The sequence below is a fragment of the Nostoc cf. commune SO-36 genome (assembly GCF_023734775.1).
Taxonomy (GTDB): domain Bacteria; phylum Cyanobacteriota; class Cyanobacteriia; order Cyanobacteriales; family Nostocaceae; genus Nostoc; species Nostoc commune_A.
In genome coordinates this window covers 4214858-4240000 of record NZ_AP025732.1, presented here as the reverse complement: position 1 = coordinate 4240000, position 25143 = coordinate 4214858, and the positions used below count along the sequence as shown (strand labels likewise).

At 41.0% G+C, this 25143-nt stretch carries 17 protein-coding genes, 1 rRNA gene and 5 pseudogenes (1 of these 23 running past the window's edge); 9 read left to right on the top strand and 14 right to left on the bottom strand.

What is annotated here, in order from left to right:
• Positions 1-1208: ribosomal RNA gene (locus ANSO36C_RS19035) — 16S ribosomal RNA — on the bottom strand (it extends 281 nt beyond the left edge of the window).
• Positions 1209-1524: 316 nt separating this feature from the next.
• Here ANSO36C_RS19035 and ANSO36C_RS19030 point away from each other — a divergent pair.
• A pseudogene (locus tag ANSO36C_RS19030) lies at positions 1525-1623 on the top strand (glycine--tRNA ligase subunit alpha); the annotation flags it as partial.
• A gap of 15 nt (positions 1624-1638) precedes the next feature.
• Here ANSO36C_RS19030 and ANSO36C_RS35300 read toward each other — a convergent pair.
• Positions 1639-1838 (bottom strand): annotated as a pseudogene (locus ANSO36C_RS35300) (IS982 family transposase); the annotation flags it as partial.
• Positions 1839-2152: 314 nt separating this feature from the next.
• Here ANSO36C_RS35300 and ANSO36C_RS19025 point away from each other — a divergent pair.
• Positions 2153-3107: pseudogene (locus ANSO36C_RS19025) on the top strand (IS630 family transposase).
• 229 nt (positions 3108-3336) lie between these two features.
• Here the strand turns inward: ANSO36C_RS19025 and ANSO36C_RS19020 are convergent.
• Both ANSO36C_RS19020 and ANSO36C_RS19015 read right to left on the bottom strand, forming a co-directional pair.
• Complete coding sequence (locus ANSO36C_RS19020) at positions 3337-4116, bottom strand: peptidylprolyl isomerase (protein WP_251955804.1); 780 nt, start codon at positions 4114-4116, stop codon at positions 3337-3339.
• Between the two features lie 366 nt (positions 4117-4482).
• Positions 4483-4857 (bottom strand): c-type cytochrome, encoded by a 375-nt coding sequence (locus ANSO36C_RS19015; RefSeq protein WP_251955803.1) that lies wholly within the window; start codon positions 4855-4857, stop codon positions 4483-4485.
• A gap of 210 nt (positions 4858-5067) precedes the next feature.
• Here ANSO36C_RS19015 and petG point away from each other — a divergent pair, with 210 nt between their 5' ends.
• On the top strand, positions 5068-5181 hold the full coding sequence (petG, locus tag ANSO36C_RS19010; protein ID WP_063721252.1) for a cytochrome b6-f complex subunit V: 114 nt from the start codon (positions 5068-5070) through the stop codon (positions 5179-5181).
• A 45-nt stretch (positions 5182-5226) separates the two neighbouring features.
• On the opposite strand, the gene rsmD is transcribed toward petG, so the two are convergent.
• A complete protein-coding gene (gene rsmD / locus ANSO36C_RS19005) occupies positions 5227-5823 on the bottom strand; it encodes a 16S rRNA (guanine(966)-N(2))-methyltransferase RsmD (protein WP_251955802.1) in 597 nt (198 codons plus the stop codon).
• Between the two features lie 72 nt (positions 5824-5895).
• The gene (hisH, locus tag ANSO36C_RS19000) at positions 5896-6531 is read right to left on the bottom strand and encodes an imidazole glycerol phosphate synthase subunit HisH (protein ID WP_251955801.1); all 636 of its coding nucleotides are present in this window, start codon (positions 6529-6531) and stop codon (positions 5896-5898) included.
• A gap of 58 nt (positions 6532-6589) precedes the next feature.
• Here hisH and ANSO36C_RS18995 point away from each other — a divergent pair, with 58 nt between their 5' ends.
• Together ANSO36C_RS18995 and ANSO36C_RS18990 are read left to right on the top strand one after the other, a co-directional pair.
• Positions 6590-7111: a pyroglutamyl-peptidase I family protein gene (locus tag ANSO36C_RS18995; RefSeq protein WP_251955800.1), complete on the top strand. Its 522-nt coding sequence runs from the start codon at positions 6590-6592 to the stop codon at positions 7109-7111.
• 31 nt (positions 7112-7142) lie between these two features.
• Entirely contained in the window at positions 7143-8510 is a 1368-nt protein-coding gene (locus ANSO36C_RS18990; RefSeq protein ID WP_251955799.1) for a DUF3370 domain-containing protein, read from the top strand.
• A 113-nt stretch (positions 8511-8623) separates the two neighbouring features.
• Here ANSO36C_RS18990 and ANSO36C_RS18985 read toward each other — a convergent pair whose 3' ends face one another.
• From ANSO36C_RS18985 to ANSO36C_RS18975, 3 genes and pseudogenes are all read right to left on the bottom strand, one after another.
• Positions 8624-9958 carry a hypothetical protein gene (locus ANSO36C_RS18985; RefSeq protein WP_251955798.1) on the bottom strand — a complete coding sequence of 445 codons (1335 nt, stop codon included), beginning with the start codon at positions 9956-9958 and terminating at the stop codon, positions 8624-8626.
• Positions 9959-10053: 95 nt separating this feature from the next.
• Complete coding sequence (locus tag ANSO36C_RS18980; protein ID WP_251955797.1) at positions 10054-10401, bottom strand: hypothetical protein; 348 nt, start codon at positions 10399-10401, stop codon at positions 10054-10056.
• Between the two features lie 18 nt (positions 10402-10419).
• Positions 10420-10680: pseudogene (locus ANSO36C_RS18975) on the bottom strand (transposase); the annotation flags it as partial.
• 52 nt (positions 10681-10732) lie between these two features.
• Here ANSO36C_RS18975 and ANSO36C_RS18970 point away from each other — a divergent pair.
• The 4 genes and pseudogenes from ANSO36C_RS18970 to ANSO36C_RS18955 all read left to right on the top strand — a co-directional run bounded on the left by ANSO36C_RS18970 (position 10733) and on the right by ANSO36C_RS18955 (position 16277).
• A complete protein-coding gene (locus ANSO36C_RS18970; protein ID WP_251955796.1) occupies positions 10733-12106 on the top strand; it encodes an alkaline phosphatase family protein in 1374 nt (457 codons plus the stop codon).
• Positions 12107-12545: 439 nt separating this feature from the next.
• Positions 12546-14036, top strand: a complete 1491-nt coding sequence (locus tag ANSO36C_RS18965) for a catalase (RefSeq protein ID WP_251955795.1) — start codon at positions 12546-12548, stop codon at positions 14034-14036.
• A gap of 579 nt (positions 14037-14615) precedes the next feature.
• Complete coding sequence (locus tag ANSO36C_RS18960) at positions 14616-14852, top strand: hypothetical protein (protein ID WP_251955794.1); 237 nt, start codon at positions 14616-14618, stop codon at positions 14850-14852.
• Between the two features lie 43 nt (positions 14853-14895).
• A pseudogene (locus ANSO36C_RS18955) lies at positions 14896-16277 on the top strand (aminopeptidase P family protein).
• A 143-nt stretch (positions 16278-16420) separates the two neighbouring features.
• On the opposite strand, the gene ANSO36C_RS18950 reads toward ANSO36C_RS18955, so the two are convergent.
• From ANSO36C_RS18950 to ANSO36C_RS18930, 5 genes are all read right to left on the bottom strand, one after another.
• Positions 16421-20005, bottom strand: a complete 3585-nt coding sequence (locus ANSO36C_RS18950) for a hybrid sensor histidine kinase/response regulator (RefSeq protein ID WP_251955793.1) — start codon at positions 20003-20005, stop codon at positions 16421-16423.
• Positions 20006-20008: 3 nt separating this feature from the next.
• Positions 20009-20389, bottom strand: a complete 381-nt coding sequence (locus ANSO36C_RS18945) for a four helix bundle protein (RefSeq protein ID WP_251955792.1) — start codon at positions 20387-20389, stop codon at positions 20009-20011.
• Positions 20390-20420: 31 nt separating this feature from the next.
• Positions 20421-23729 (bottom strand): GAF domain-containing protein, encoded by a 3309-nt coding sequence (locus tag ANSO36C_RS18940; protein WP_251955791.1) that lies wholly within the window; start codon positions 23727-23729, stop codon positions 20421-20423.
• Positions 23730-23846: 117 nt separating this feature from the next.
• Positions 23847-24320 carry a chemotaxis protein CheW gene (locus ANSO36C_RS18935; RefSeq protein ID WP_251955790.1) on the bottom strand — a complete coding sequence of 158 codons (474 nt, stop codon included), beginning with the start codon at positions 24318-24320 and terminating at the stop codon, positions 23847-23849.
• A gap of 123 nt (positions 24321-24443) precedes the next feature.
• Positions 24444-24806 carry a response regulator transcription factor gene (locus ANSO36C_RS18930; RefSeq protein ID WP_251955789.1) on the bottom strand — a complete coding sequence of 121 codons (363 nt, stop codon included), beginning with the start codon at positions 24804-24806 and terminating at the stop codon, positions 24444-24446.
• Positions 24807-25143 lie beyond the last annotated feature (337 nt).

The following is a 25143-nucleotide window of genomic DNA, read 5'->3' as shown; positions in this document are numbered from 1 at the left end:
GCTTGCTGCCCTCTGTCCGGAGCATTGTAGTACGTGTGTAGCCCAAGGCGTAAGGGGCATGCTGACTTGACGTCATCCCCACCTTCCTCCGGTTTGTCACCGGCAGTCTCTCTAGAGTGCCCAACTTAATGCTGGCAACTAAAAACGAGGGTTGCGCTCGTTGCGGGACTTAACCCAACATCTCACGACACGAGCTGACGACAGCCATGCACCACCTGTGTTCGCGCTCCCGAAGGCACTCTCAACTTTCATCAAGATTCGCGACATGTCAAGCCTTGGTAAGGTTCTTCGCGTTGCATCGAATTAAACCACATACTCCACCGCTTGTGCGGGCCCCCGTCAATTCCTTTGAGTTTCACCGTTGCCGGCGTACTCCCCAGGCGGGATACTTAACGCGTTAGCTACGGCACGGCTCGGGTCGATACAAGCCACGCCTAGTATCCATCGTTTACGGCTAGGACTACTGGGGTATCTAATCCCATTCGCTCCCCTAGCTTTCGTCCCTCAGTGTCAGTTACGGCCTAGCAGAGCGCCTTCGCCACCGGTGTTCTTCCTGATCTCTACGCATTTCACCGCTACACCAGGAATTCCCTCTGCCCCGAACGTACTCTAGCTATGTAGTTTCCACTGCTCTTATGAGGTTGAGCCTCACTCTTTAACAGCAGACTTACATTGCCACCTGCGGACGCTTTACGCCCAATCATTCCGGATAACGCTTGCATCCTCCGTATTACCGCGGCTGCTGGCACGGAGTTAGCCGATGCTTATTCCTCAGGTACCGTCATTGTGTTCTTCCCTGAGAAAAGAGGTTTACGACCCAAGAGCCTTCCTCCCTCACGCGGTATTGCTCCGTCAGGCTTTCGCCCATTGCGGAAAATTCCCCACTGCTGCCTCCCGTAGGAGTCTGGGCCGTGTCTCAGTCCCAGTGTGGCTGATCGTCCTCTCAGACCAGCTACTGATCGTCGCCTTGGGAGTCCATTACACTTCCAACTAGCTAATCAGACGCGAGCTCATCTCTAGGCAGTTAACCTTTCACCTCTCGGCACATCCGGTATTAGCCACCGTTTCCAGTGGTTGTCCCAGACCTAGAGCCAGATTCTCACGCGTTACTCACCCGTCCGCCACTGTGCCCTAAAGCACCGTTCGACTTGCATGTGTTAAGCATACCGCCAGCGTTCATCCTGAGCCAGGATCAAACTCTCCGTTTTAATTTGGAAAGCTCTATAAGCTCATTTAGCTGCTCTTTTTTAACTTCAGCTTAGTTATTTTTATTTGCTTGACGCAATACACTTGCTGTATAATCGCTTTCAAACTATAATATTTTCAAGGTTCGGTGTCTTTTATGCGTCGCTCTTTCGCGCTCCGCTTCAAGCACTTATTCAATATAGCGAACCCAATTCATTGTGTCAACTATTTTTCCAAAATTTCTTTGGATTGCTTCTTTGTCCCTTTGAAACTCCCTACAGCGCCCGGTTCTAGGCAACAATGGTTTATGCACTGTGCCAACTTAAGGATGGAGCAAGCGTGAATTTTCAATCGGTAATCACTTTATTGCATCACTTCTGGCGTGAGCGCGGTTGTCTCATTGCCCAGCCCTACGATATTGAAAAGGGCGCTGGTACTGGGGAGTTGGCTCTGACGCAGAAAAATACGCAGAGTTATGACTGGTGATTTTAGCGGCAACATGGAGGCAGATCCCATCAACTTTCTTTCGCCGCAGACGTTCCAAATTATGTCCGGTATTTTGTACCTCGTTAAATACACCTTCAACACGCTCGCGGAGGCTGTTTAATCCCACCTTCAAAGGCTTTTGGCTGTTGTTGAAGTTGATTAGCTCGTGCAGCCAACTACTAGTACTGGTTTGGTATCTAACAATAAGGTGCGCTCAAAGATAGCCCCCAACGCAACGCAGCCCGATCAGCACCAGCTAGTAACTAAGTACTTCAGCAAAATTAATTATACATTATAAAAATAATTTGATAAAATAAATTATTAATAGTAAATAAAGAGAGAAAATATGCGATTTATTAGAGATTTGACTTTTGACACAACCAAATTATTAGAGAGAATATATATAGCGGTATGCAGTTGAGTGAGATACAAAAACTTTGCTGAAATGATTTGACAGTAAGGACTTTGGTGTTCTCATCCAATCGATAACCGCTATAAACAAAGTGTACATTATCAAGTTAGGCAAAGAGCGCATTGTATTTTATTAAGCTATCAAGGCAAAACAATTCCTGAATTGATAGAACTTTTTCAAGTAAGCAGAGTTACTGTATATAACTGGATGAACGATTGGGAAGATAAAAGATTATTAGGATTATATAATCAAAAAGGAAGGGGGAGGAAACCAACTTTTAATGAAGAACAAAAGCAAAAAATAAAAGAATGGGTAAAACTATTCCCAAAAGATTTAAAAAAAGTATTGGCAAAAATTAGGGAAGAATGGGGAATAATAGTTAGTAAAGATACAGTAAAACGGATATTAAAAAGTTTGACCATGACCTGGAGAAAATTTAAAAGGGGATTAGCCGGAGAACCAGACCCTTAGAATACAAGGAAAAACAGTTAGTACTTACCAAACTAAAAGAACAAAAAAAACGTGGTGAAATTGATTTAAGATATTTAGATGAAAGCGGTTTTTTTTAACGCCTTACGTACCTTATGGATGGCAAGAAAAAGGAGAAAATATTACCATCAACAGTAGTCGAAGCCGTAGACTAAATGTACTTGATTTAATGAATATTCATCAAGAATTAGATGCCTATATATTTGAAGGCAGAATTACAAGTGAAGTAGTTATATCCTGTCTTGATAAATTTGCGGAAAATATCCACATAAAAACGGTGGTAGTTATGGATAAGGCATCATTTCATAGAAGCAAAAAAAACCAGGATAAAATCAGCGAATGGAAGCAGAAAAATTTAGAAATATTTTTGTTACCATCCTATTCTCCACAACTGAACTTAATAGAAATTCTCTGGCGATTTATGAAATATGAATGGATAGAAATAGATGCTTACTCTAGTTTGCAGAATTTAGTTAACTATGTTGAAAAAGTCATTCGAGAATTTGGAAAAGAATATACAATTAATTTTGCATAGGTACTTACATGGGACAAGTAGATTAAGCTGTTGCGATGTCTACGACAGGCTGCGTCTATATTGCTTTTATTATTTTTCTAATAATGAGGTGAAATTCCACCTAAAATATGAATTAAGTCAAAAACGAAAAACGATCGCTTGTCCAGTCGAAAAAACTAAAAGAGTGATCGCTATTTTCAATATTGAAGAGTATTGAGTCTAAGCATGGGAGATTACTTCTATGCTTATGTTAGAGGTTTATCGCCTTCTCTGTATCATCCCCTTGTGGTGCAGACATTATTTGCTTTTGCTGGTCTTGTAGCCAGGTTTCAAAGAGTTCATTCAGCAGGCGCACTTTCATAAATTCATCCAGTTGTGCTGGAATAAATTTTTCCAGCCGCAAAATCACAAACCATTCAGCGATGCGGGTAGGGGGCAATATCTGACTTGGTTGACTACTAGAGAGCATTTGCACCATTACTGGATGTAGTGCATTCAGTTCAATAGGGCCTACCAAGCCACCAGTTTGAGCTTCTGGCCCAAGTGAGTATTCCCGCGCCAAGTCAGCAAAAGAGTTTTCTTTTGCCTGAATTCGGAAGTAAAGTTCTTGGGCAATTCCCACATCCTGGGTTCGCAATAGCGAATAAATTACTTTGTCCAATTTTGCCTTGGACTGAAAAAAATAAGATTCCAGCTTATTACCCCAAGTGACTTGCTTGAATTTTTCAATTTTCAGCTTACGAGTTGTAATAACTTCTAATTGATCTGGAGTCAGCCCCTGATTTGCCATCCAAGCCTGGATGTCTTCTTCATTTTTGAACTGTTTTTCAGCGTAAAACTGCTGTTTAGCTTGGGCTACTTCCTCAGGTGTACACTCTATTACTACCTTTGCAAAGCGTGAGTTTTGCGCTATCGCCTCATCAATGATCAATTCGCGCTGCAATTGTGGCAGCATTTGGTAACTTGCCAGTAAGGAAATAAGTTCACTAGCTGTGATTGTACGATTACCGATTTGGATCGCTTCAGTCATTAGCTTTCGGGCATCTCAAGAATATCTAGTTTGTTAAAGAAGCTAAAGCGTAACCCATTCAATGGGAACTTTCATTTTAATTTTACCGAGTTAGGTACGCTAACCTTGTTTCGCAATAATTAAATATTTACTTGCTAGCATACTTTTAAATATACCGTTTATATAAACTTTTAACACATATTCTACGTAAATACGACTAAAAAAAGACAGCGCACATGGACTGCTGGTGATAAGCCACCCTTGCTTTGTAAATATATAAAATTCTCGCCGTCTGTTAGAATTTGCCAAATATTGAAAAAGGCAGTGTACAATATGCTGCCTTTTTCTATGAGGTATTTATGTGGCCGGCAACCAAAAATTTAACCTCTACAATGACTCTAAATAATTTAAAAGATCCGCCATTTCTTGGGGGCTAGGTTGAAATTTTGGCATTGGTGGTGTTTCGCCACTGATAACTTGGTGAATCAGCCCATACCGAGACTTGTGCTTTGAAACAGCTTGCAAACTGGGGCCCACTCGCCCGTCTGCTTCCAAGCCATGACAACCAGCGCAGTTTATTTGAAAGATAGCGTGTCCTTGAACTGGGTTTCCTGTTAAGGATAGAACACTTTTGACGTATGGATCGGAGGCTTGAACCAACTGAACTCCAAAAAAGCCCAAAGGGACTGCTAGGAGTATAGCCAGCGTCCATAAAACGATCCGCTGAATCAAAATTTCAGGTTTGGTAATCTGGTTATCCAAAAGGTTTGCTGTGAAAGTCTAAGTGTGCTAAAAAGTTTTCATTCCTACACATAGCTTAAAAGTTCTTGATTGTGTCTGCAAGCACAGAAGACTATTTTCTTGTGGGCAATCACCTTTCAAAAAAGCTGTAGGATGCAGGATTCATACGAAATTTGGTAAAATCAAAAACAAGCAACAGAATATTTAATCATTACAAAGAGGAGATTTTCAGTGGTTGAACCCTTGCTATCAGGTATTGTCCTTGGTCTAGTTTTCGTCACCCTCGCCGGACTGTTTTACGCTGCCTATAAGCAATACAAGCGCCCGAATCAGTTGGGAGGATGAGGAAGTAGAGAGGCGATTAATCGCGTTTTAGGGGTAGAGAGGCGATTAATCGCGTCTGTTATATTGTTCCTCATCTTCCTGATCTGCTCCTAATCTTTCACTCCGAATTCTGTAGAAAGTAAGTGATGTGTTGCCGTAAGCTTTCTGGCGGCAAATTTCCCAAGCGGGAATCTCTGGCGGTGTCCAACCTTGTGAGGCGTGTTCAACTGCGATTTCACCGCTAGGATGTAAAAGTTGATGGTGAGCGATCGCTTCTAATACTGGTTGATACAATCCACTAGCATAAGGTGGATCAAAATAAATTCTATCGAATTGCTTGCCCGATAAAGTCTTTAACTGCTGGGTGATATCTCCGCGTAATACCCGAAATTCTTGCTCGGCATTAGCTACCTGCTGCCAATTTTGTTGGATGGTGGCACAGGCTCGGCTCGATTGTTCAATTCCCACTAGTTGGCTGGCTCCTCTACACAAAGCCTCTGCACCCATTGAACCAGTACCGGCGCATAAATCTAACCAGCGACAACCTGCAATTTCTCCTTGCCAAATATTAAAAACTGCCTCCCTTACCCGCGCACTAGTGGGTCTAGTTTCTTTACCAGGTAAAGTTTTTAGCTGGCGATTGCCGTAAATTCTCAGACTCATTGATCATTAGGCATTGGGCATTCTCATTTATTAACAAAGGAAAAATGATAAATGAAGGATGGAAAAAGAATATTAGGCAGGAATTTTTTCGCGTACTTGAGCAACGAAATTAGACAGAATTTGCAATCCAATATTAGAGGATTTTTCGGGGTGAAATTGGACTGCCATCAGGTTCTCATGGGCGATCGCAGCTGTGACGGTTTGAGTACCATGAGTAACGGTTGCTGCACGGATTAGGGGGTCTATTGGGTCAACATAGTAGGAATGGACAAAATACACCCAAGGATCGGCCGGTAAATGCTCCCACAAAATGCTTTTTGATTGAGTCACTTCCAGCTGATTCCAACCCATGTGAGGAATAGTGATGTCAGGTTCTGAGCGAAACCGCCGCACTTTTCCTTTGATAATTCCTAGTCCTGGTTGAGTACCTTCGGCACTTGATTCAAAGAGAATTTGCAATCCTAAACAAATTCCTAAGAAAGGTTTACCAGATGCGATCGCATCTTTAATTGGTTGTTCCAAACCACGCGCTCGCAGGTGTTGCACTGCTGGATCAAATGCTCCTACTCCCGGTAAGACTATTGCATCTGCCTGCTCTAATTCCTTTAGAGAATAAGTAACATTAGGAGTTGCACCAGCTTTTTCCAAGCCTTTACAGACTGAATGCAAATTTCCCATCTCGTAATCTACGACCGCAATTACTGGCATTTACCTGCTCCTTGTAAATTTATTATGGAGGGTTTTTCTATTCTAAATAATATTTGTTATGAAGCAAAGAATTCTATTAACTTCTTTTGACACTTGGCTAAAGGATCAACAGTCAAATTCTTCTGATGATTTATTATTTGAAGTTACCAAACTTGATTTGATACCACATCACTTAACTTTTTTACGACAGTTGCCCGTAGATGTGCAACTTGCCAGCACTCAGGTAATGGAAAAAATCAATGCAATCCAACCTGATTACATCATCTGTTGTGGCATGGCTGCAACCCGTACACAATTAAGTGTGGAAGCAGTTGCTAGCTGTGGAGAAATTGTTTTGCAGACAGAAGTTGATTTAGAAAAATTAGTTGCAGAAACAGCAGCAATTCAGATTAGCCACGACTGTGGGAAATTTGTCTGTGAGGGTCTTTACTATTTAGTATTGGACTACTTAAGCCAAAATAAACTCACGGCACGTTGCATTTTTGTCCACGTTCCGGTTCTAAATCAAGAAAATTTGATGGGGATTCTTGCCGATTTCGTATTAATTATTAACAAACTGGCACTTTCATCAAGCTGTTAATGTCTGTATGGTGAAAGAAATATGTAAGTATATGTTGCCATTGTTACTAATTTTTCCGATAGCCCAATTAACTCCTACCACACCACCGCCTGAAGAAGTCGTGCAACCACAAGAAGTACGACCTTTACCAGGTAAGTTGGACACAGTGCCAACGTTTAATAGCAATAGTCCAGAATTGGTGTTGAAAGAAGGGATTTTACTTTCTACCTTTCCACCAGATGGGAAAAAAGTGCCAACAGCGCATCTGAATTTTCCCTTTCGGGGACGATTTGATATTTTTGCCCATCACGTTGCGAGGGCTGAACCAGCAGAGAATTTACGTTCTCTTTATTTAGGGATAATTTTACATAATCCTAGTTCGGAATCGGTGAAGGTTAATATTTGGCAGGCGGCGAGTTATTTGAGTCAACCGGATGCACCATTTATTCAGTTACCATCTTTTAGCCAAAATCTTTTAGGTAAAGTTTTTGCCGGGCCAGGCGATCGCGTCATGTCTGATGTGCTTAGGGGAGTGCGACAAGAGATTTTCCCTGCCCAAATTGAGATTCCACCAAAGCAAAGTCGGATGTTACTAAATTTGCCAATTCCTGTGCAGGGATTGACACCACCCCTCAATGGTCGGTCTACATTGATCCGACTGCAAAGTAATGGCACTGTCTATGCAGCTAGCCTAGCGATGTTTGCACAGATGAACCCCGATCGCAGTGAGCGATCGCCTACTTTAGAAGAGTGGCAAAATTTACTCAATAATAGTGATGTGTCCGGGCCACGAGATAAAGCGCCCACTCCCTTAGAGGAAACTGGCAAGCCAAGAATTTATGGGCGTGTTGCTGGAGTGGCTGCTGGTTCACGATGGAGAGCTTTATTAGTAGATAATCCTAAAGCCAGGTATCTAACTATTCCCCAGGCTGGTCAAGCGTTTTCTTACGCTCTAAGTAGCCTGCATGGTGGCACATTAGGAACTGGTCAAATTCAAAGTGCGCCTATGCTGGTGCGCTATCCTGACACCGCATATCGCGCTCATGGCAACTATGGAATTCAATATAATCTCAAGTTGCCGCTATACAACAATACTCAAAGTCCTCAAACTGTGAGTGTATCCATACAAACACCACTGAAGGAGGATCAGTTAGTAAAACCAGGGTTACGCTTTTTTAGTACACCAGCTCGTCAAGTATTCTTCCGAGGGACAGTGCGGGTACGTTACAGAAATGACCAAAATCAACCACAAACTCAGTTTGTGCATTTAGTGCAAAAGAGGGGTCAACCAGGGGAACCGTTAGTTTTATTAAAGATGAAACCAGGCGATCGCTCTTTAGTAGAAGTAGACTTTCTCTATCCGCCGGATGCCACACCACCGCAAGTATTAACAGTTTCAACTCAGGCTAAAACCCGGTAAGCAATAATTCAGTAAGGTTCGTAGTTGCGCTTTACCGAAGACCGCGCAACTACAAACGAATTAGGAAGATTTTACATTTCGTTACATAGGTTGGTTTTTGATTGCCGACCTACTTAACCCCGTTGAAAACCTTTTGCTGGCTTTTGTTCTCCTTTACCCTTTGGCTTAGATTTGTTAACATCTCCTAAAGCTTCCTGAAATAATTTATGCAGATGTATAGGTACACTGGCAATTTCTGGCAACTCTGGCTCGATAGGTTTGTGGAATTCTAAAAGAAGTGTATCCAAGTCACTTTCAAGGTGAAACTCTGGACGTTGCAAAAATGTTTGCAACACATTTTCTAATTGAGTTGGATACTGTTGCGCTAATCGATGCCAAATAAAGGCATTAATACTTTTATCTTCCAAGTAGTAACGAACTAGTTTTTCCGCACCTTGAACACTTTGCCAATCTTCTGCTGCTAAAATTGCTTGTACCTTACTATATGTTGGTAAAAACATTTGTCCCCAACGGGGATGAGAGAGAGCCGTTACCTGTTCCGCTTTCTTGAGTTCAGCAGGTAAATCAACCTTTGGCATCACCATTTTGCTCTTACTGCTTTTGCTGTTAAACATTTCAGAGACTACGTTGGAATCAGCACCAAATTCTTGTGCTGCGGCTTTTATTTCCTCGTCGCCAATGCCAGCTGCTTCTGCCACTTCAGCCAGAGATTTAGAAGTATCAATTCCTGCGGCTGCAAAAGTTTTCTCAGTAATTACTTCTTGAAATTCTGCTATTTTTTTATTAAGCTGGTATCCAGATAGTGTGATTTCATCAGTACCAAAAAAGTCCACAAACTGCTGATGATATTGTTCTACTGATTGCCAAGCTTCTTCTAGTAAATCGGGAGCATCGCTGTAAAGATTACTTTTATAGTTTTCTTTGAAATTACCAATTGCTACAGCAAGTTTTGGTTTACCTAATTTACCCATTATTGTGTACGGGCCAGAAAACATCCAATAGCTATCGGTGACAGGAGAAATGCGAGTTAATAAGATTTCTCCTGCTTTCAAGCGAGATATTGCCTGTAATGTTTGAGTATTGTTTGGTTTGACGATGTAGTGTTTATCTGTCAACCAGTTCGTCAATTCAAACCCATCAGGTAAAATATTGGTTATGGCAAATAAGCCAATAAAACTATGATGCCAACTGTTGATCAGGCTGCGATCGCTTTCTTCTAAATCTGGATGGCTTTCGATAAACAACTCTAACGGAGACTTATCACCAACTTTTCCATCTGTCAGAAAGCTATCGATAATTAAGTCCTGCTGTGTACTATCTCCGCTCCCACGGCGCGACTGTACTGCTGCATAAGTTTCCAGTGCTTTTGCTAGTTCCCCTTCAGCATCAAGGACAAAATCAACTAAGGCTTGTTTTAATTGGTGCGATCGTTCTAATATGACATCCACAAGTTAATCTCTCGGTGCAACAGATGTAGATTATAGCGTTTGAGAGAATTCCAGCATCTAGCAATAGCTAGATTCATGCTCACGAAACAAGCAGTCTAACTTTTAAAAGCAACAAATTCAATGTTAGTTCCAATATATTTAAAGGGCGTGTTTTCACTCAGCCATTGGTCTACAGATTCAAAAACGTGGTAATTGGCGTATGAAATACTATTTTTAGGTAGAAGTTGCCGAGGCCAAAGGTCAAGCAGTTCAAAGTTGGTTTGCTTGAGGAGGTCTTTCACCATCTTTTTGGAATATAAGTGGTCATGATAAAAGTCTCCCCGCAAATGAGCTAAACGCTGAGTCCAAGAAAAGTAGTAGGGAAGGAAAAAACAAAAGAAAAGACCCTCTGGTTTTAACACTGGATGAATCTCACCGAGAAAAGCAGGGCTAGCGCGTCTCAAAGCCTATTGACAGGTGGATTATAGCTCGCGTGTTGAGCTTGGGAGAGCAGAAGCTAACACAGAAACCATATACTGATTATTCATAGCCGCTCGCCGTGACTTTTGGCGAATACTGCGGTGGAAAGATGATTCTCGCTCTAAGGCATTGAGGGCAATGCGACGTAACAAAACAAAATTCTGTGGGCTGGGCAGAGAACGAATTCGAGATTCATCCTCACTGAATGTGACATCCAATGTCTAATGAACAGAGTTTTCAATTCCCCAATGCTGTCGAATTGCACGTGCATTTCTAGTTAATTTTTTAAAATTGGTATAAGAGAGGATTAAGTTTATGCAAAAAACGGTTGTTCTAAATGTTGTCGGATTAACACCTAGCTTACTAGGAGAAAACACGCCGTCTTTATCTTCTTGGGTTAGTAAAGGGCAAGTAGTTCCCATCGCACCGGTATTACCGGCTGTAACTTGTTCGGCTCAGGCTACTTATTTAACAGGAAAATGGCCTGATGAACATGGAATTGTCGCTAATGGTTGGTACTTCCGCGATGAGTGTGAAGTAAAGTTTTGGCGACAATCTAATAAACTAGTACAAGCTCCCAAAGTTTGGGATATAGCTAAATCTATTGATCCAAACTTCACTTGTGCCAACCTTTTTTGGTGGTACAATATGTATTCTTCAGTAGATTATGCCATTACGCCGCGCCCAATGTATCCCGCAGATGGCAGAAAATTACCTGATATTTATACCCATCCTAGTGATGTGCGATCGCAAATTCAATCTGATTTAGGAAACTTCCCTTTATTTGATTTTTGGGGGCCGAAAACTTCCATTAGTTCTAGTCAATGGATTGCTAATTCCGCAAAATGGATTGAGGAACGCTATAGCCCTACATTATCACTAGTTTATCTGCCACATTTAGATTACTGTCTGCAAAAATTTGGAAACAATCAAACACAGATTCAAGCAGATTTGCGAGAAATTGATGCTGTTTGTGGCGATTTAATTGAATATTATCAAGCACGTAATACTCAGGTAATTATTCTTTCCGAGTATGGCATTACGCCGGTTTCTAAAGCTGTGGATTTGAACCGCGTATTACGGGAAAACGGTTTAATTGCTATACGAGAAGAATTAGGGCGAGAACTGCTCGATTTTGGCGCTAGTATTGCCTTTGCCGTTGCCGATCACCAAATTGCTCATGTATATGTGAACGATCCGGCATACATCCCGAAAGTGCGATCGCTTTTAGAAGCGACTGAAGGCGTGGCGCAGGTATTGGATGAAGAGGGTAAGCAAGCCTACCACCTCGATCATCCTAGATCGGGTGAGTTGGTAGCGATCGCTGAATCTGATACTTGGTTTACCTATTATTATTGGCTTGATGACGCGAAAGCTCCTGATTTTGCTAGAACTGTAGATATCCACCGCAAACCTGGTTACGATCCTGTAGAACTTTTCCTTGATCCGCAGATTACATTTCCTCAAGGAAAAATTGCTCTCAAGTTACTTAAGAAACAACTAGGTTTTCGTTACCTTATGGATGTTATCCCTCTGGATGCTTCTCTAGTACGTGGCTCTCACGGTAGCGTTACCACTTCTGTTGCCGAAGGGCCACTGTTTATCACTCATCAAACTCATCTAGTTGATGAAAATCGAATTGAGGCAACAGATGTTTGCTCGTTGATTCTCAAACATCTAAATACCTGAAATGAAAATAGTAAAGATGCGATATATCGCGTCTTTACATTATAAAACACATTTATTGGTAGAGGCGCACAGCTATCATTGGTGTCAACTTAACGTCAAAGCCAGTCTAGAACCAGCTTTTTGATTGTCTCGTTCGCAGTCGGAGACTGGGGCTGCCGCCTCTCTTACTGGCGGCAGAGCCGCTTTTGAGTTGCATTTCCAGCCAGAGGCTGGAAACGAGATTGGAAAAGGCTTTTAGCACCAATGACAGATGTACCCCCTTACAGTTCCCAAAAATACAAAGCAATTTTGTTGTAATTCATAATCATATCGAGTAGGATTTATATATAAACTCGTTATGACTATGAGTTAGTTACCTGTGTCAGTAAGTTTTCGCCTCTCTACTGACTAAAATCTACTCTGGGCAATCTGAGTAACTTAATGGAGAGCTTATTTACACATGACTGAACCCCAAAAATTGACAACTGCTGACGGTATTCCTGTTGCGGATAATCAGAACTCACTCACGGCTGGCTCGCGTGGCCCTGTATTAATGCAGGATTTCCACCTCTTAGAAAAGCTGGCTCATTTCAACAGAGAACGTATTCCTGAAAGAGTTGTCCACGCTAAAGGTGCGGCTGCTCACGGCACTTTGACTATTACTAATGACATTACCCGCTACAGTAAAGCCAAACTTTTTTCTGAAATTGGCAAGAAAACGGAACTTCTCTTGCGCTTTTCTACAGTTGGAGGAGAAAAGGGTTCAGCAGATGCCGAGCGCGACCCTAGAGGTTTTTCCCTCAAGTTTTATACTGAGGAGGGTAACTGGGATCTTGTAGGTAACAATACCCCTATTTTCTTCATCCGCGACCCCCTCAAGTTTCCTGATTTTATCCATACCCAAAAGCGCAATCCCCAAACTAATTGCAAAGACCATAATGCAAAGTGGGATTTTTGGTCACTCAGTCCTGAATCGCTTCACCAAGTGACGATCTTGTTTTCAGATCGGGGAATTCCGAAAGACCATCGACACATGGACGGTTTTGGTAGCCACACCTTCAGTTTAATTAATGCTGAAGGCAATCGCGTCTGGTGCAAATTTCATTTTAAGACTCTGCAAGGACATCAAACCTTGACGGAGGAAGAATCGGCTAAGATTAAGGGCGAAAATCCTGATCATGCGACTCATGATTTATTTGAAGCGATCGCTAACAAAGATTATCCCAAATGGCGGATGTGTATTCAGGTGATGACCGAGGAGCAAGCAGAAAAACATCCAGATAATCCTTTTGACTTGACCAAAGTTTGGAAACAAGGGGAATATCCTTTAATTGAAGTCGGGATATTAGAGCTAAATCGGAACCCTGAAAATTATTTCGCCGAAGTAGAGCAAGCCGCTTTTAGCCCTAGTGCAGTGGTTCCTGGCGTTAGTTTCTCTCCAGACAAAATGCTGCAAGCTCGAATTTTTTCTTACCCAGATGCTCAACGGTATCGTTTGGGTGGTAACTATCAGCAACTACCTGTCAACCAGCCCAAATGTCCAGTGATGCATTATCAGCGAGATGGCTTTATGGCATCGGGGAACAACGGCGGTAGCGTTCCTAACTATGAACCGAATAGTGCTGAGGGTACGCCCAAAGAAGATCCAGCTTATGCAGAACCACCCAGTCATTTGGGCGATGTCACAGTCGATCGTTACAGTCATCGTGAAGGAAACGACGATTATACCCAAGCAGGTAATCTCTATCGGTTACTAACTCCTGAACAGCAAGAACGTCTTGCTAAAAATATTGTCGGTAGTCTTAGTCAAGCGAGACAGGACATCCAAATGCGCCAGCTTTGCCACTTCTTCCGGGCAGATATTTCTTATGGTCGTCGTGTAGCTGAAGGATTGGGCGTTTCAATCGATCCCTCAATGCTGGGTGCTACTGCTCAAGCTGTAGGTAAGTAAGTGTATGAGTAGGGGCGTATAGCTGTACATTGGTGTCAACTTAAGCGAAAAGCTGACGGGAGCAATCGCCCTCATCCCCTAACCCCTTCTCCCCAAAATGGGAGAAGGGGAATTTAATCCTTTACCTCCCCTCTCCCAGGTTCTACGGTGTATACACAAGTCAAAAAAAGTTTGATTTTCCATTCTTCTCTCGTTTATCTCGTTCCCATGCAGAGCATGAGAATGCTCCTCGTTGAGGCTCTGCCTCCAATCTGGCATTGAATCAGAGACTCAATGAATGCATTCCCAGTCGGAGACTGGGAACGAGGAACGAGGAAAGTCTTATCAAGTTAGGTTTTTAAGACTTGTGTATACACGGTAGCTCCCAGGTTGGGAGAGGGGCTGGGGGTGAGGGCAAAACGTTGTCGCCAAGTGGGTTTCACCTTAAGTTGACACCAATGACAGCTGTACGCCCCTACAGCCGATTGATTTCATCTGGCGATCGCTATACATCCAAATAAGAACCGCTATATACAGTACCTTATAAATTAGTAATACAATCTCCAAAGACTAGAGCCTATGTTAGAGCAAAACGGAAATATGAGGATAAAAATCTTCAAAAGCATCTTTGCTGCTGTCAACTTAGCGCTAATTTCTGGAGGATTAGTTAGTTGTGCTGTTGAGGTACCGCAGCCACTTGCTCCAGTTGAGCAACAAAAACCAGTTGTACAACCTAACGAACAGCCTAACCAGAAAGACAGAGACGACGACGACGACGATAAACAGGATAATCGCAAGGATGATCAAGATGATGACGATAAAGACGATAACGACTAAATAAAGGCAAAACCATAACCTTTATCTTCTTGAGTTTCTATTTATGCTTATTCAACAAACCTCTATTTCCCTCGCTGATACTTTACGCCTTCGACGGCAACAACTAGCTAATCTGATTGATTTTCCAGCAATTCTGTGGTCAGGTAGCAATAGTTCGCGTAATTTTCCCGCAAATTCCTTTCCCTTTCGTGCTAGCAGTCATTTCCTCTATTTTGCCGGACTACCTTTATCCCAGGCGGCAATTCGTTTAGAAGCGGGGAAGCTAGAACTATTCATGGACGATCCTTCACCCGGCAGCGCCCTTTGGCATGGAGAAATGCCAACGCGCGAGGAAATAGCCGAAAAAATTGGGGCGGATGCTGCTCGACCAATGGCAGAATTAGAATCTTGGCTACAAGATGCTGCCACACTTGCGGTACAAGATGCTGCTACTTGGACACAGCAATCGCAGCTATTAAATAGATGGGTTTTGCCACAAAGTCCTCCCCAAGGAATTGACTTAGAGTTAGCTAAAGCGATCGTTTCTCTCCGCCTCACTCATGATGAAGCTGCATTAACCCAGTTGCGAAAAGCTGCGGCAGTTACTGTAGAAGCCCACAAAGCTGGTATGGCGGCAACGCCCCAAGCCAAGCTAGAAGCAGAAGTTCGTGCAGCGATGGAAGGGGTAATTATTGCCCACAATATGACTACCTCTTACAACAGTATTGTCACAGTTCACGGTGAAGTTTTGCATAACGAGCAGTATCACCATCCGCTACAACCAGGCGATTTACTGCTTGCCGATGTTGGGGCTGAAACTGAGACGGGTTGGGCAGGTGATGTTACTCGTACATGGCCAGTTTCTGGCAAGTTTTCATCTACCCAGAGAGATATTTATAATGTTGTGCTGGCAGCCCATGATGCTTGCATTGCCAAAATACAGCCTGGTGTAGAGTATGCAGATATTCATCTGCTAGCTGCTATGGTTATAGCTGAAGGTTTAGTAGAGTTAGATATTTTACAAGGAAATCCCCAAGATTTAGTAGAGAGCGATGCCCACGCGCTATTTTTCCCTCACGGTATAGGTCATCTACTGGTTTAGATGTGCATGATATGGAAGATTTGGGCGATTTAGCAGGGTATGAAGAGGGACGCCAAAGGAGCAATCGCTTTGGCTTAGGCTACCTGCGTTTAAATCGTCCCCTACGTCCAGGAATGTTAGTTACAATTGAGCCTGGTTTTTATCAAGTACCAGCAATTTTAAATGATACTAATATCCGTTCTAAATATCAGAATGTCGTAAATTGGCAGCGTTTATCTGAATTTGCTGATGTACGCGGAATCCGTATTGAAGATGATGTTTTAGTTACCGCAGTAGGCAGCGAAGTTTTAACAGGTGCGTTGCCGAATGATGCCGATACTATAGAAAATCTAGTCAATGTCTGAGCCTTGGCGAATGGAATTCGCGGCTACACAGGCAAAGTCCGCCTCCGCGGACTAAGGTCAAATCAAAGTTTTGAAGCCCACGGAGGTGGGTTTTGTTTGTGTAGATGCGGTTTCTAACCGCCCATTTCGCGTTAAGTTGACTGCTAAATTAACTCTTTAATTGTAGAAATAAATTCATGTTCTAAAAAAGGCTTGGTCAAGTAAGCTTTTGCACCCAACTCTTTAGCAAGCTGGCGATGTTTGTCAGCACTGCGAGAAGTGAGAATCACTACAGGTACATTTCCTAAATTGGGGTGTTGACGGAAATTGCTCAACAACTCAAAACCATTCATTCGTGGCATCTCTAAATCGGAGACTACAACTTGAATTTCAGGATGTAACTGCAACTTTTCTAAAGCTTCTACACCATTTTGAGCTTGTATTACTTGATAGCCAGATTTTTGCAGAGTTAAAGAGAGAGTTTGCCGGAGACTAATTGCATCATCTACTACTAAAACAACTTTTGGTATTTTATTATCTGGCTCTTGAGAATAACTGGGTGGGGTTTCTGTAGTTGTTGTGGAAATCGATGCAGTAAGTAATGGTGTAGATGAAAAATTATGCCCTGATATCGGCAAAGCTTTTTTATCTGAGGAAGAAACTGAAGCTACTGGTAGCGCTCTAATATCAACTGTTGTTTGTTGAATATCGTTAGATTTTACTAGCAAGGAAGCATCAATTATTAAGATAAGATTACCATTAGCTAAACTGCTACAACCATAAATGTATTTTGGTGGTGCGATCGCATTTCCTAAAGGTCTAATTACTAGTTCTTGTTCACCAATTATTTGGTCAACTTCTAAAGCAACTTTTCCTTGATTTCGTCGTAGCAAAAGCACCGGATTTGTGGCTAAGCTTGAGTCATGAGTATTTGATGTGTTGTATGGAGTAGAACTATTGAAAAATGAATCATTATAATCAATTAACTTTGAAAGTTGACGCAGGCTAACCATAGTCTCATCATTTTCTATGTTCCAATGCAAGACTTTTTTGCCTTCAATTTCTTTTATTTGTTGTTCAGAGGGAATTAATATTTTTTCGATACTGTCCAAAAGAAGACCATAAACAACACCTTTGGATTGAACTAGCATTAACTTTTCTGTAGTCATAGAAAAAGGAATTTTGAGTATGAATATTGTTCCTTTATTCGGTAAAGATTGAACGGAAATTGAGCCGTTAAGTGCGTGCATCTGAGTACGCACAATATCTAAACCCATACCGCGCCCAGAAATTTCACTGACTTTACCAGCAGTAGAAAATCCAGGCAAAAATATCAAATCTAAAAGTTCAGATTCAGCTAGATTAGAAGCATAATTTCTAGCTTTTTCTTCAGTTTGTGTAGGATAAAGTTCAGCAGCTTTTCTGCGAATTCTGTCTAAATTCAATCCTTGGCCATCATCCCGAACTTCGATAACAGTTTGGCTACCTTGATGATAGGCACAGATTTCGATTAAACCTTGTTCTGGTTTACCAAGCTCTCGGCGAACTTGCGGAGCTTCAATACCGTGGTCAAAAGCATTACGCACTAAGTGTAACAAAGGATCATAGAGCTTTTCTGCGATCGCTTTATCTACCAGTACTTCACTACCAGTAAGTTTCAATTCTACAAGTTTGGCATGAACATTCCCCAACTTATTTACCATGTGGGGAAAGCGATTCAGAATATTGCCCAAAGGCGACATACGTGCTTCGACTAAGCTATCTATAATATTAAGAGTTAAATTCTCTTGTTTATCGCTGATTTGAGTAGCTTGTGTCAGAAGCAAGTCAAGAGACTCTGTGGTTTCTTGTAGTTGCAGTGTCTCTTCTATGGCTTCATGCAATGTCATCTGAAACTCTGTATATACATCCATTTCCAACAAGTCAAAATTCACTGCAAAACTTTGCGTTTCTTGTGAGTTAATGTTTTGTATTTGTAATGGTAAATCACGTAACTCATTTAAAGTTGTTTGATGTCTAGTGAGTTGCTGTACTAATTGCTCAATTATTTCTTTGACTTGTGCATCTTGCAAACTACGCCGTTTTTGGTAAATCAGCAATTCTCCAGCTAGATAATTGAGGTGTTGCAGTCTTTCTGTATCTACCCGAATAAATGAAGGTTGGCGGAAATTTTTAGTTTGAACATACTGTGATTGATCTTCTATTTCTTTATTGATTTGTATAGCTATATCAGGCAAGACTTCAATAGCTGTTTCAGGAATATCTACAGCTACCTGTTGACTAACAGTTAATGAACCAAGCTTTCCTGATGAATCATCAGTTTGTGTCGTCACGACTTCAACAGCAATTTGGTTAGCTTCTTCTCCCCATATCGATTCTAGTAAGTTATCATTTGCTTGAGAAAATGCAGATTGAGATATCTCTTTAATAACTAACAGTGTTTGTAACTTGGGATTATCAATCCAATTTTTCTCTTGGCTAGTTACAGGAGGATAATTTTTATATTCTTTGGCTAATTTATGAATTTGGTTTTGTAATACTTTAATTCCTGCTAAATAACTGTCAGATGGGTTAAGAGAATATTGGAACTTTGCAACTGCAAATAGGATAATTAAGATAATCCCACGTCGATAAATACAAAGACTTTGGCTATCTTCTTCATCTTGGACAAAATCAAGAAAACTTTTTAGCCAGGTTTCGATATAATTAAGCAGACTTTTTCTTTCTAAGGTGGGAACCAGTAAATTTAAATTTAATTCTGGCTCTGGTATTTGCATTTGGTGATTAAACCAGCCAAAAATGTAGCGAATAACTTTTAAATAAAACTTGGCAGTTGTAGGCTTAACTGATTCATTTTTATTGTTATCAGATGTAGTGAGGAACTGGTAAAACTGTTCTTCATTGATGCTAAATGTAGCAACAGATGAATTATTTTGTAATTCTTCAGATAACTCATGATTTGCCACTATTGTCAGTTTTCGTAACTCTGGAGAAGGTTCTCCACCAGATGTGCGATCGCCTTTTAATACCAATTGTTGCGCTTGTTGTAAATCTGCAAGGGCAATTTCTGCAATTCGCCGTACTTGGGTAGGATTTGCCTGCAATGCCGATATAATGGTTTTAGCAATATCTCCCAATCCAGGTAAATTTAAAGATTCTGCCAAACCAAAAAATACCTCACCTTGAGAGTGTAAAAACTCAATTAATTCGGTATCATTTGGTGGATTTTTGACAGCATCTGCAATACTATTTAAACGTTGCTCTACTCCCGTTTCAAAAACGGACTGCACAATATCAAATCCCAATTCTTCAGAGGTGGGAATATGAGATTCAGCACCAAATGCATCACCCAGTTTTTCTTGTAACTGTGCGAATACTGAAGTTGCCCGATGCATTAATTCTTGATCGTTAACAGTACTGCCTATTAGCTCGGTATTTAATGCTATACTCAGACACTCATAAGCTTGTAATAAAAGTGTTTGTAATTCAGCATCAACTACTACTTTCGGATTATAGAGAGCCTTAAATACATCCTCTAGAAAATGGGCTATCATCTTAATTACTTCTAGCCCAACATTAGCAGCGCCACCTTTAAGTGTATGAGTAGCCCGCATTAAGTTGTGAACTTTAGCAATGCTATAATCTTCCGACAAGCTAAATAGTTCTTGCTCAATAATTTGGACTAATTCTGGAGCTTCAGCCAGAAAGTAGATGTACCCTTGTTCGCGGATTTCGTTATCTGTAATCATATTTTAGATTTTTGATTTTAAATTTTGGATTTTTGATTTGTTGCGTAAAGTTTTAATTGATGCAACTGTCATTGCCAGAATTTCGGTATTTTCTAACATCAAGCTTTTCACTTTTTCCAGTGGTAATAAACCAACCTCAACAACAAGTTCCATCCAATAAAGACTTTCATCGGCTTCTTCCTCTACCAAACTGAGTTTAGCAATGACATCGGCGGTTGACTTTCCACGACAAGCTGACCGATAGTTAGCTCCCACAGATGTTGCTGAACGGATTAGCTGCTTGCCAATTACATCTGCCGTTCTGCTCTGTGGGAGAGCTTCTACTAAGCGGATTACTCGCAATGCTAGCTGCTTTGTTCTCCGCTTAAAATCCTCCTCATTCATAATCCAAAATCTAAAATCTAAAATCTAAAATTCATTTGACTTTAAACTTACTAGCAGTTGTTAATAGCTCTTGTGCCATTCCTGATAAATCTTGGAACACACTAGCAATTTCTTGAGATTCAGCAAAAGTTTTATTGGCAATTTCTGCTACATCTTGCATTGATTTAGTTACTGTTACAGATTGTGCCATTTGATTTTGAGTTGCTGCGGTAATTCGCTCGATTAGCTGACTAATTTCGGCAGTTGCAGAAACGATCGCATTTAAGTTTTGGCGAGTGTCACTGACAAGATTTGTACCTTCTACTACCTGCTGAATGCCAGTTTCCATCGCTACTGCAACTTCTCCGGTTTCTGCTTGAATCTCTTGGACTAATTTTTCAATTTCGATGGTTGCTGCTGCTGACTGACGAGATAAAGAACGGACTTCATCAGCTACAACCGCAAAGCCTTTACCATATTCACCGGCACGAGTGGCTTCAATGGCTGCATTTAGAGCCAGTACGTTTGTCTGTGTGGCAAAATTACCAATCAAATTCACCACTTTGGAGATTTTTTGTGAGGATTCGCTGAGGCGTTTAATCTTTTTGCTGGTTTGAGCAACGGTTTCACGAATGCCTTGGATTGCTTTTACTGTTAGGTTCATCGCAGTATCGCCAGACTCTACAGTTTGATTGGCTTTTTGCACTGCTAGTTGAACTAATTCAGCATTCGCCACCACAGCTTGAGTAGAGTCAACCATTTGTTGAATATCACCTAAAGCTGTGGTAATTTCCTCAGATTGTTGTTGCGCTAAATTATTTAGTCCGGTTAGTGAAGCCTCGCTATTACTAGAAGTTTGAGCAACTTGTTGAGCAGCCCCCTGTACCTGAACAACGATTTGCCGCAGCGCTTGCAGGGTATTATTATAAGCATCGGCGATCGTACCAAGCTCGTCTTCTGTAATCGGTGCGCGTACTGTTAAATCGCCGTTGAGGGCGGGTCTAAGGGCTTTTAAGAGTTGAATAGATCGTTGTTGTAGTAACTCCTTAGCTGCTTTTTCTCTTGCTGCTGCTTCTGCTAATTTTGCTGACTGCGCTTCTACTTGTTGCAAATATTCGGTGTGTTGTAATGCCAGTCCTAACTGGCTGCCAATGCGTGCTAACAAAGTGACTTCCGAATCTTCCCAATCACGAGTTCCCGAATTCTGATAAGCTGCTAGCAATCCCCATAATTGTTCCCCAGCAAATACAGGAACGATTACATAAGCTTTGACTTCAAATTGCTCTAAAATTTCAATGTGGCAAGGAGAATGACCTATCTGATAGATGTCATTGACGACAAAGTTTTCTCCTTGGGCATATCGACCTCCCTGAGTTTCTTGTAAGTGGGTATCTTCCCAGACAGTTTTGATATCAGGGCCTACCAGTTTTACCCAAAGATGACCTGCTGACTCGGCGACAAATTCGCCAGTCCAGTTAGGATTAAAGTGATACACGGCGACGCGATCGCATCGTAGTAATTGTCTGACTTCTTGAGTGGTTGTTTTGAAGATTTCTTCTACATCTAAAGATTGGCGGATGCGGTTACTGATCTTGGTGACGGCTTTCTCTTGTTCCGCTATCTGAGTTAGTTTATCAGATTTCACCCGGACTAATTCCAAATAATCTATCTGTGATTTAGCTAGACTAAATTGCAAGCTAGTCTGAACTAGAAAGTTCACTTCCCAGGTTTGCCACTCACGGGTGCTGGAATTTTGATAAGCTGCCAGCAACCCCCACAATTTATCCCCGAAGAATATCGGAACAATCATGTAAGCTTTGGCTTCAAACTGCTCTAAAATCTCAATGTGACAGGGAGCAAGCCCTACTTGATAGATATCGTTAACGATAAAGTTTTCGCCTTTGACATACCTACCTCCTTTAGTTTCTTGTAAGTAGGTATCGTCCAAAACGGTTTTAATATCAGGGCCTACCAGTTTTGTCCAACCAGTACCCACAGACTCAGCCACAAATTCGCCACCCCAATCAGGGTTAAAGCGATAGACGGCGACGCGATCGCATTGTAGTGATTGACGCACTTCTTGAGTGGTTGTTTTGAAGACGCTTTCTACATCTGAAGATTGTCGGATGCGGTTAACTATCTTAGTGAAAACTTTCTCTTGTTCAACTATTTGAGCTAGTTGGTCAGATTTCGTCTGCACTTGTTCCAGATATTCTCCTTGTGAAATAGCCACACCAAATTGCAACCCAATTTGAGTTACAAAGCTTTCTTCCCAAGGTTGCCAATCACGAGGGCCAGAATTTTGGTAAGCTGCCAGCAAACCCCATAATTTTTCTCCAGAAAATATCGGTGCAATGATGTAAGCCTTCATTTCATACTGCTCTAAAATGTCAATATGACATTGAGCATGGCCCGTTTGATAAATGTCATCGACCACAAAACTTTCACCCTTGGCATAACGTCCTCCTTGAGTTTCTTGTAAGTGGGTATCTTCCCAAACCATGTAAAAATCAGGGCTGACCATTTTTATCCAGCCATTACCCACTGACTCAGCGACAAACTCGCCACTCCAGTCAGATTTGAAACGATAAACACCGACGCGATCGCATTTTAGTAATTGGCGTACTTCTTGAGTGGTTGTTTGAAAAAGCTTATCGACATTTGATACTCGTAAAATTTTGTCGATGACTTTCGCTACCGATTTTTTTGCAAGTATCCGTTGTTGCTGTTCTTTTTGAAATTCAAAGCTCTGCAACTTGTAAGTCAGTTCTGTTGTAATTTGAGATAGTAAACTAATTTCTACTTCTTGCCACTGCCGCGTTGAGAAGCAATTATTGACTGCTAGTAAGCCCCACACTTTACCTTCGACTACAATCGGTAAACTCAAACTAGCTTTAATTTGAAATTTATCTAGCAGTTGCTTTTGATAAGGGCTAAGTTGAATCTGATTGATATCGTCAATAACTACAGGTTCTATATAGTCTTGATTGGTATATAAACCAAAAATAATTCCCGGAATATTTTCGCCCAGAGTCGGAGTCCAACCTAGTGTTCTAGATTCTGATAAAACATTACCTGATTCTCTGGAAGTAAAATGATAAATTAAAGCGCGATCGCAGCCAATCTTTTCTCTAATTTGCGCTACGGTGATTTTAAGTAGTGTATCCAGGTCTGGCGCTTGACGCATGTGAGTTGCGATATCTTGTAACTGTCGCCGCCAAGTTTTAAATTCTTGAGAGATCGCATTTAACAAAGATATTTCGCTACTAGCAATATTCGCTATATTTGCGTTACCATTTTGGTTTTCTAATTCAGAGATTAGATTATCAGTTTCATGGCTATTGTTGTACAAAAATGTCATTCGATTAACCTCAAAATTTTTGATAGATAATAGTGGTAAGCAATAATGATCTGGTATTTGTTTATAAAATACTAAGAATTTTCAAAACCCGATACCTAATCATCCATTACTAAACGTTCAATTATGAGTCCCCCAGATGGGAGCTTGGATAATAGTTATGGCATCCAAATTAAAAATCATATCCTCCGAATCATTAATAAAGTATCCCTGTAAAAAAGGTGATATTTTTGGATAAAATAATTCAGGAGTTGCAGCTTTCATTTGGTTCGTATCGAGCCATTCAATATCTATAAGCTGTCGCACTAATAATCCCAAATACTTACCCTTGTTTTCCAGAACAATCGCCATCATTTTTGAAAGCAAATTTGTCCCTTGCGAAATTGGGGGATAACCTAACATTGCGTCTAAATCTACTAGCCACAGCATCTCACCGCGCCAATTATAAATACCTAAGACGCTACTGGGCATTTGAGGAACGCCACATATTTCTGGTAATGATACTTGCAAAACTTCTGTGATGTTCTGTAAAGAAATTACGGCTGTATCAGTCGCTCCCAAATTAAAACTTAAAAACTTTTCCTTGGTTTCCAAAGTTATTCATCCTTTGTCCTTGATTTTTTATCTTTGGCCACTATTTGCAGTTATTGTTTGCTATTTCCGGGTTTCTATATTAAAAATAGTGACTTGAACGATTGTTGATTTATGACATATTTACTAATTAAGTAATCGTTTTAAAATCACCACTAGTTCGTCTCGATCAACTGGTTTTGATAGATAACCATCGGCGCCCAGCATATTACCCCAAATTTTATCTACATCACTGTTTTTTGTAGAACAAAAAACCACAGGTATATTACTAGTGTCGGGATTACTTTTCAGTTCACGGCAAATTTCAAAGCCACTTTTTCCTGGTAAAATTACGTCAAGGAATATTAAGTCTGGCTTATTTTGATCTATTTTGTCTTGAGCCTCTTCACTGCTTGTGGCGCTAATCACAGAATAACCTGCCTGTTGCAAGTAACGGCTGATTATCTCCATATCTGTTAAGCCATCTTCAACAACTAAAACAGTATTCATGGCAACTACTCGTTAACTTTTTCTCAAAATGTAAACAAATTAGACATACACGCCCTAAATGATTTGTCAGCAAAGACATCACATGGAAGGGACTAGAGACTAGCCCTAACCCCTTTGCTCTAACCAATATTTCACAAATCAAATAGGACTGCTATAAATACAAATTTTTGTATTTGTCTAATTTTGGTTTAATCTTTATATATCAACCTCAGAAAAAGTACGTAATCAACATAAATTAATATATATTTAAATGTAGAATAGTTCTATAAGCAAGTTTTTGATTTAAGGCTCAAAGCTGATAAATGCTTAAGAGCAAAAAATTTAAAAACGAGAATAA

Coding starts and splice junctions, on each gene's coding strand:
- ANSO36C_RS18940 (WP_251955791.1), bottom strand. CDS start 23,729: ATGACATTTTTGTACAACAATAGCCATGAAACTGATAATCTAATCTCT.
- ANSO36C_RS18965 (WP_251955795.1), top strand. CDS start 12,546: ATGACTGAACCCCAAAAATTGACAACTGCTGACGGTATTCCTGTTGCG.
- ANSO36C_RS18950 (WP_251955793.1), bottom strand. CDS start 20,005: ATGATTACAGATAACGAAATCCGCGAACAAGGGTACATCTACTTTCTG.
- ANSO36C_RS18930 (WP_251955789.1), bottom strand. CDS start 24,806: ATGAATACTGTTTTAGTTGTTGAAGATGGCTTAACAGATATGGAGATA.
- ANSO36C_RS18960 (WP_251955794.1), top strand. CDS start 14,616: ATGAGGATAAAAATCTTCAAAAGCATCTTTGCTGCTGTCAACTTAGCG.
- ANSO36C_RS18945 (WP_251955792.1), bottom strand. CDS start 20,389: ATGAATGAGGAGGATTTTAAGCGGAGAACAAAGCAGCTAGCATTGCGA.
- ANSO36C_RS18995 (WP_251955800.1), top strand. CDS start 6,590: ATGAAGCAAAGAATTCTATTAACTTCTTTTGACACTTGGCTAAAGGAT.
- ANSO36C_RS19020 (WP_251955804.1), bottom strand. CDS start 4,116: ATGACTGAAGCGATCCAAATCGGTAATCGTACAATCACAGCTAGTGAA.
- hisH (WP_251955801.1), bottom strand. CDS start 6,531: ATGCCAGTAATTGCGGTCGTAGATTACGAGATGGGAAATTTGCATTCA.
- ANSO36C_RS18990 (WP_251955799.1), top strand. CDS start 7,143: ATGTTGCCATTGTTACTAATTTTTCCGATAGCCCAATTAACTCCTACC.
- rsmD (WP_251955802.1), bottom strand. CDS start 5,823: ATGAGTCTGAGAATTTACGGCAATCGCCAGCTAAAAACTTTACCTGGT.
- ANSO36C_RS18970 (WP_251955796.1), top strand. CDS start 10,733: ATGCAAAAAACGGTTGTTCTAAATGTTGTCGGATTAACACCTAGCTTA.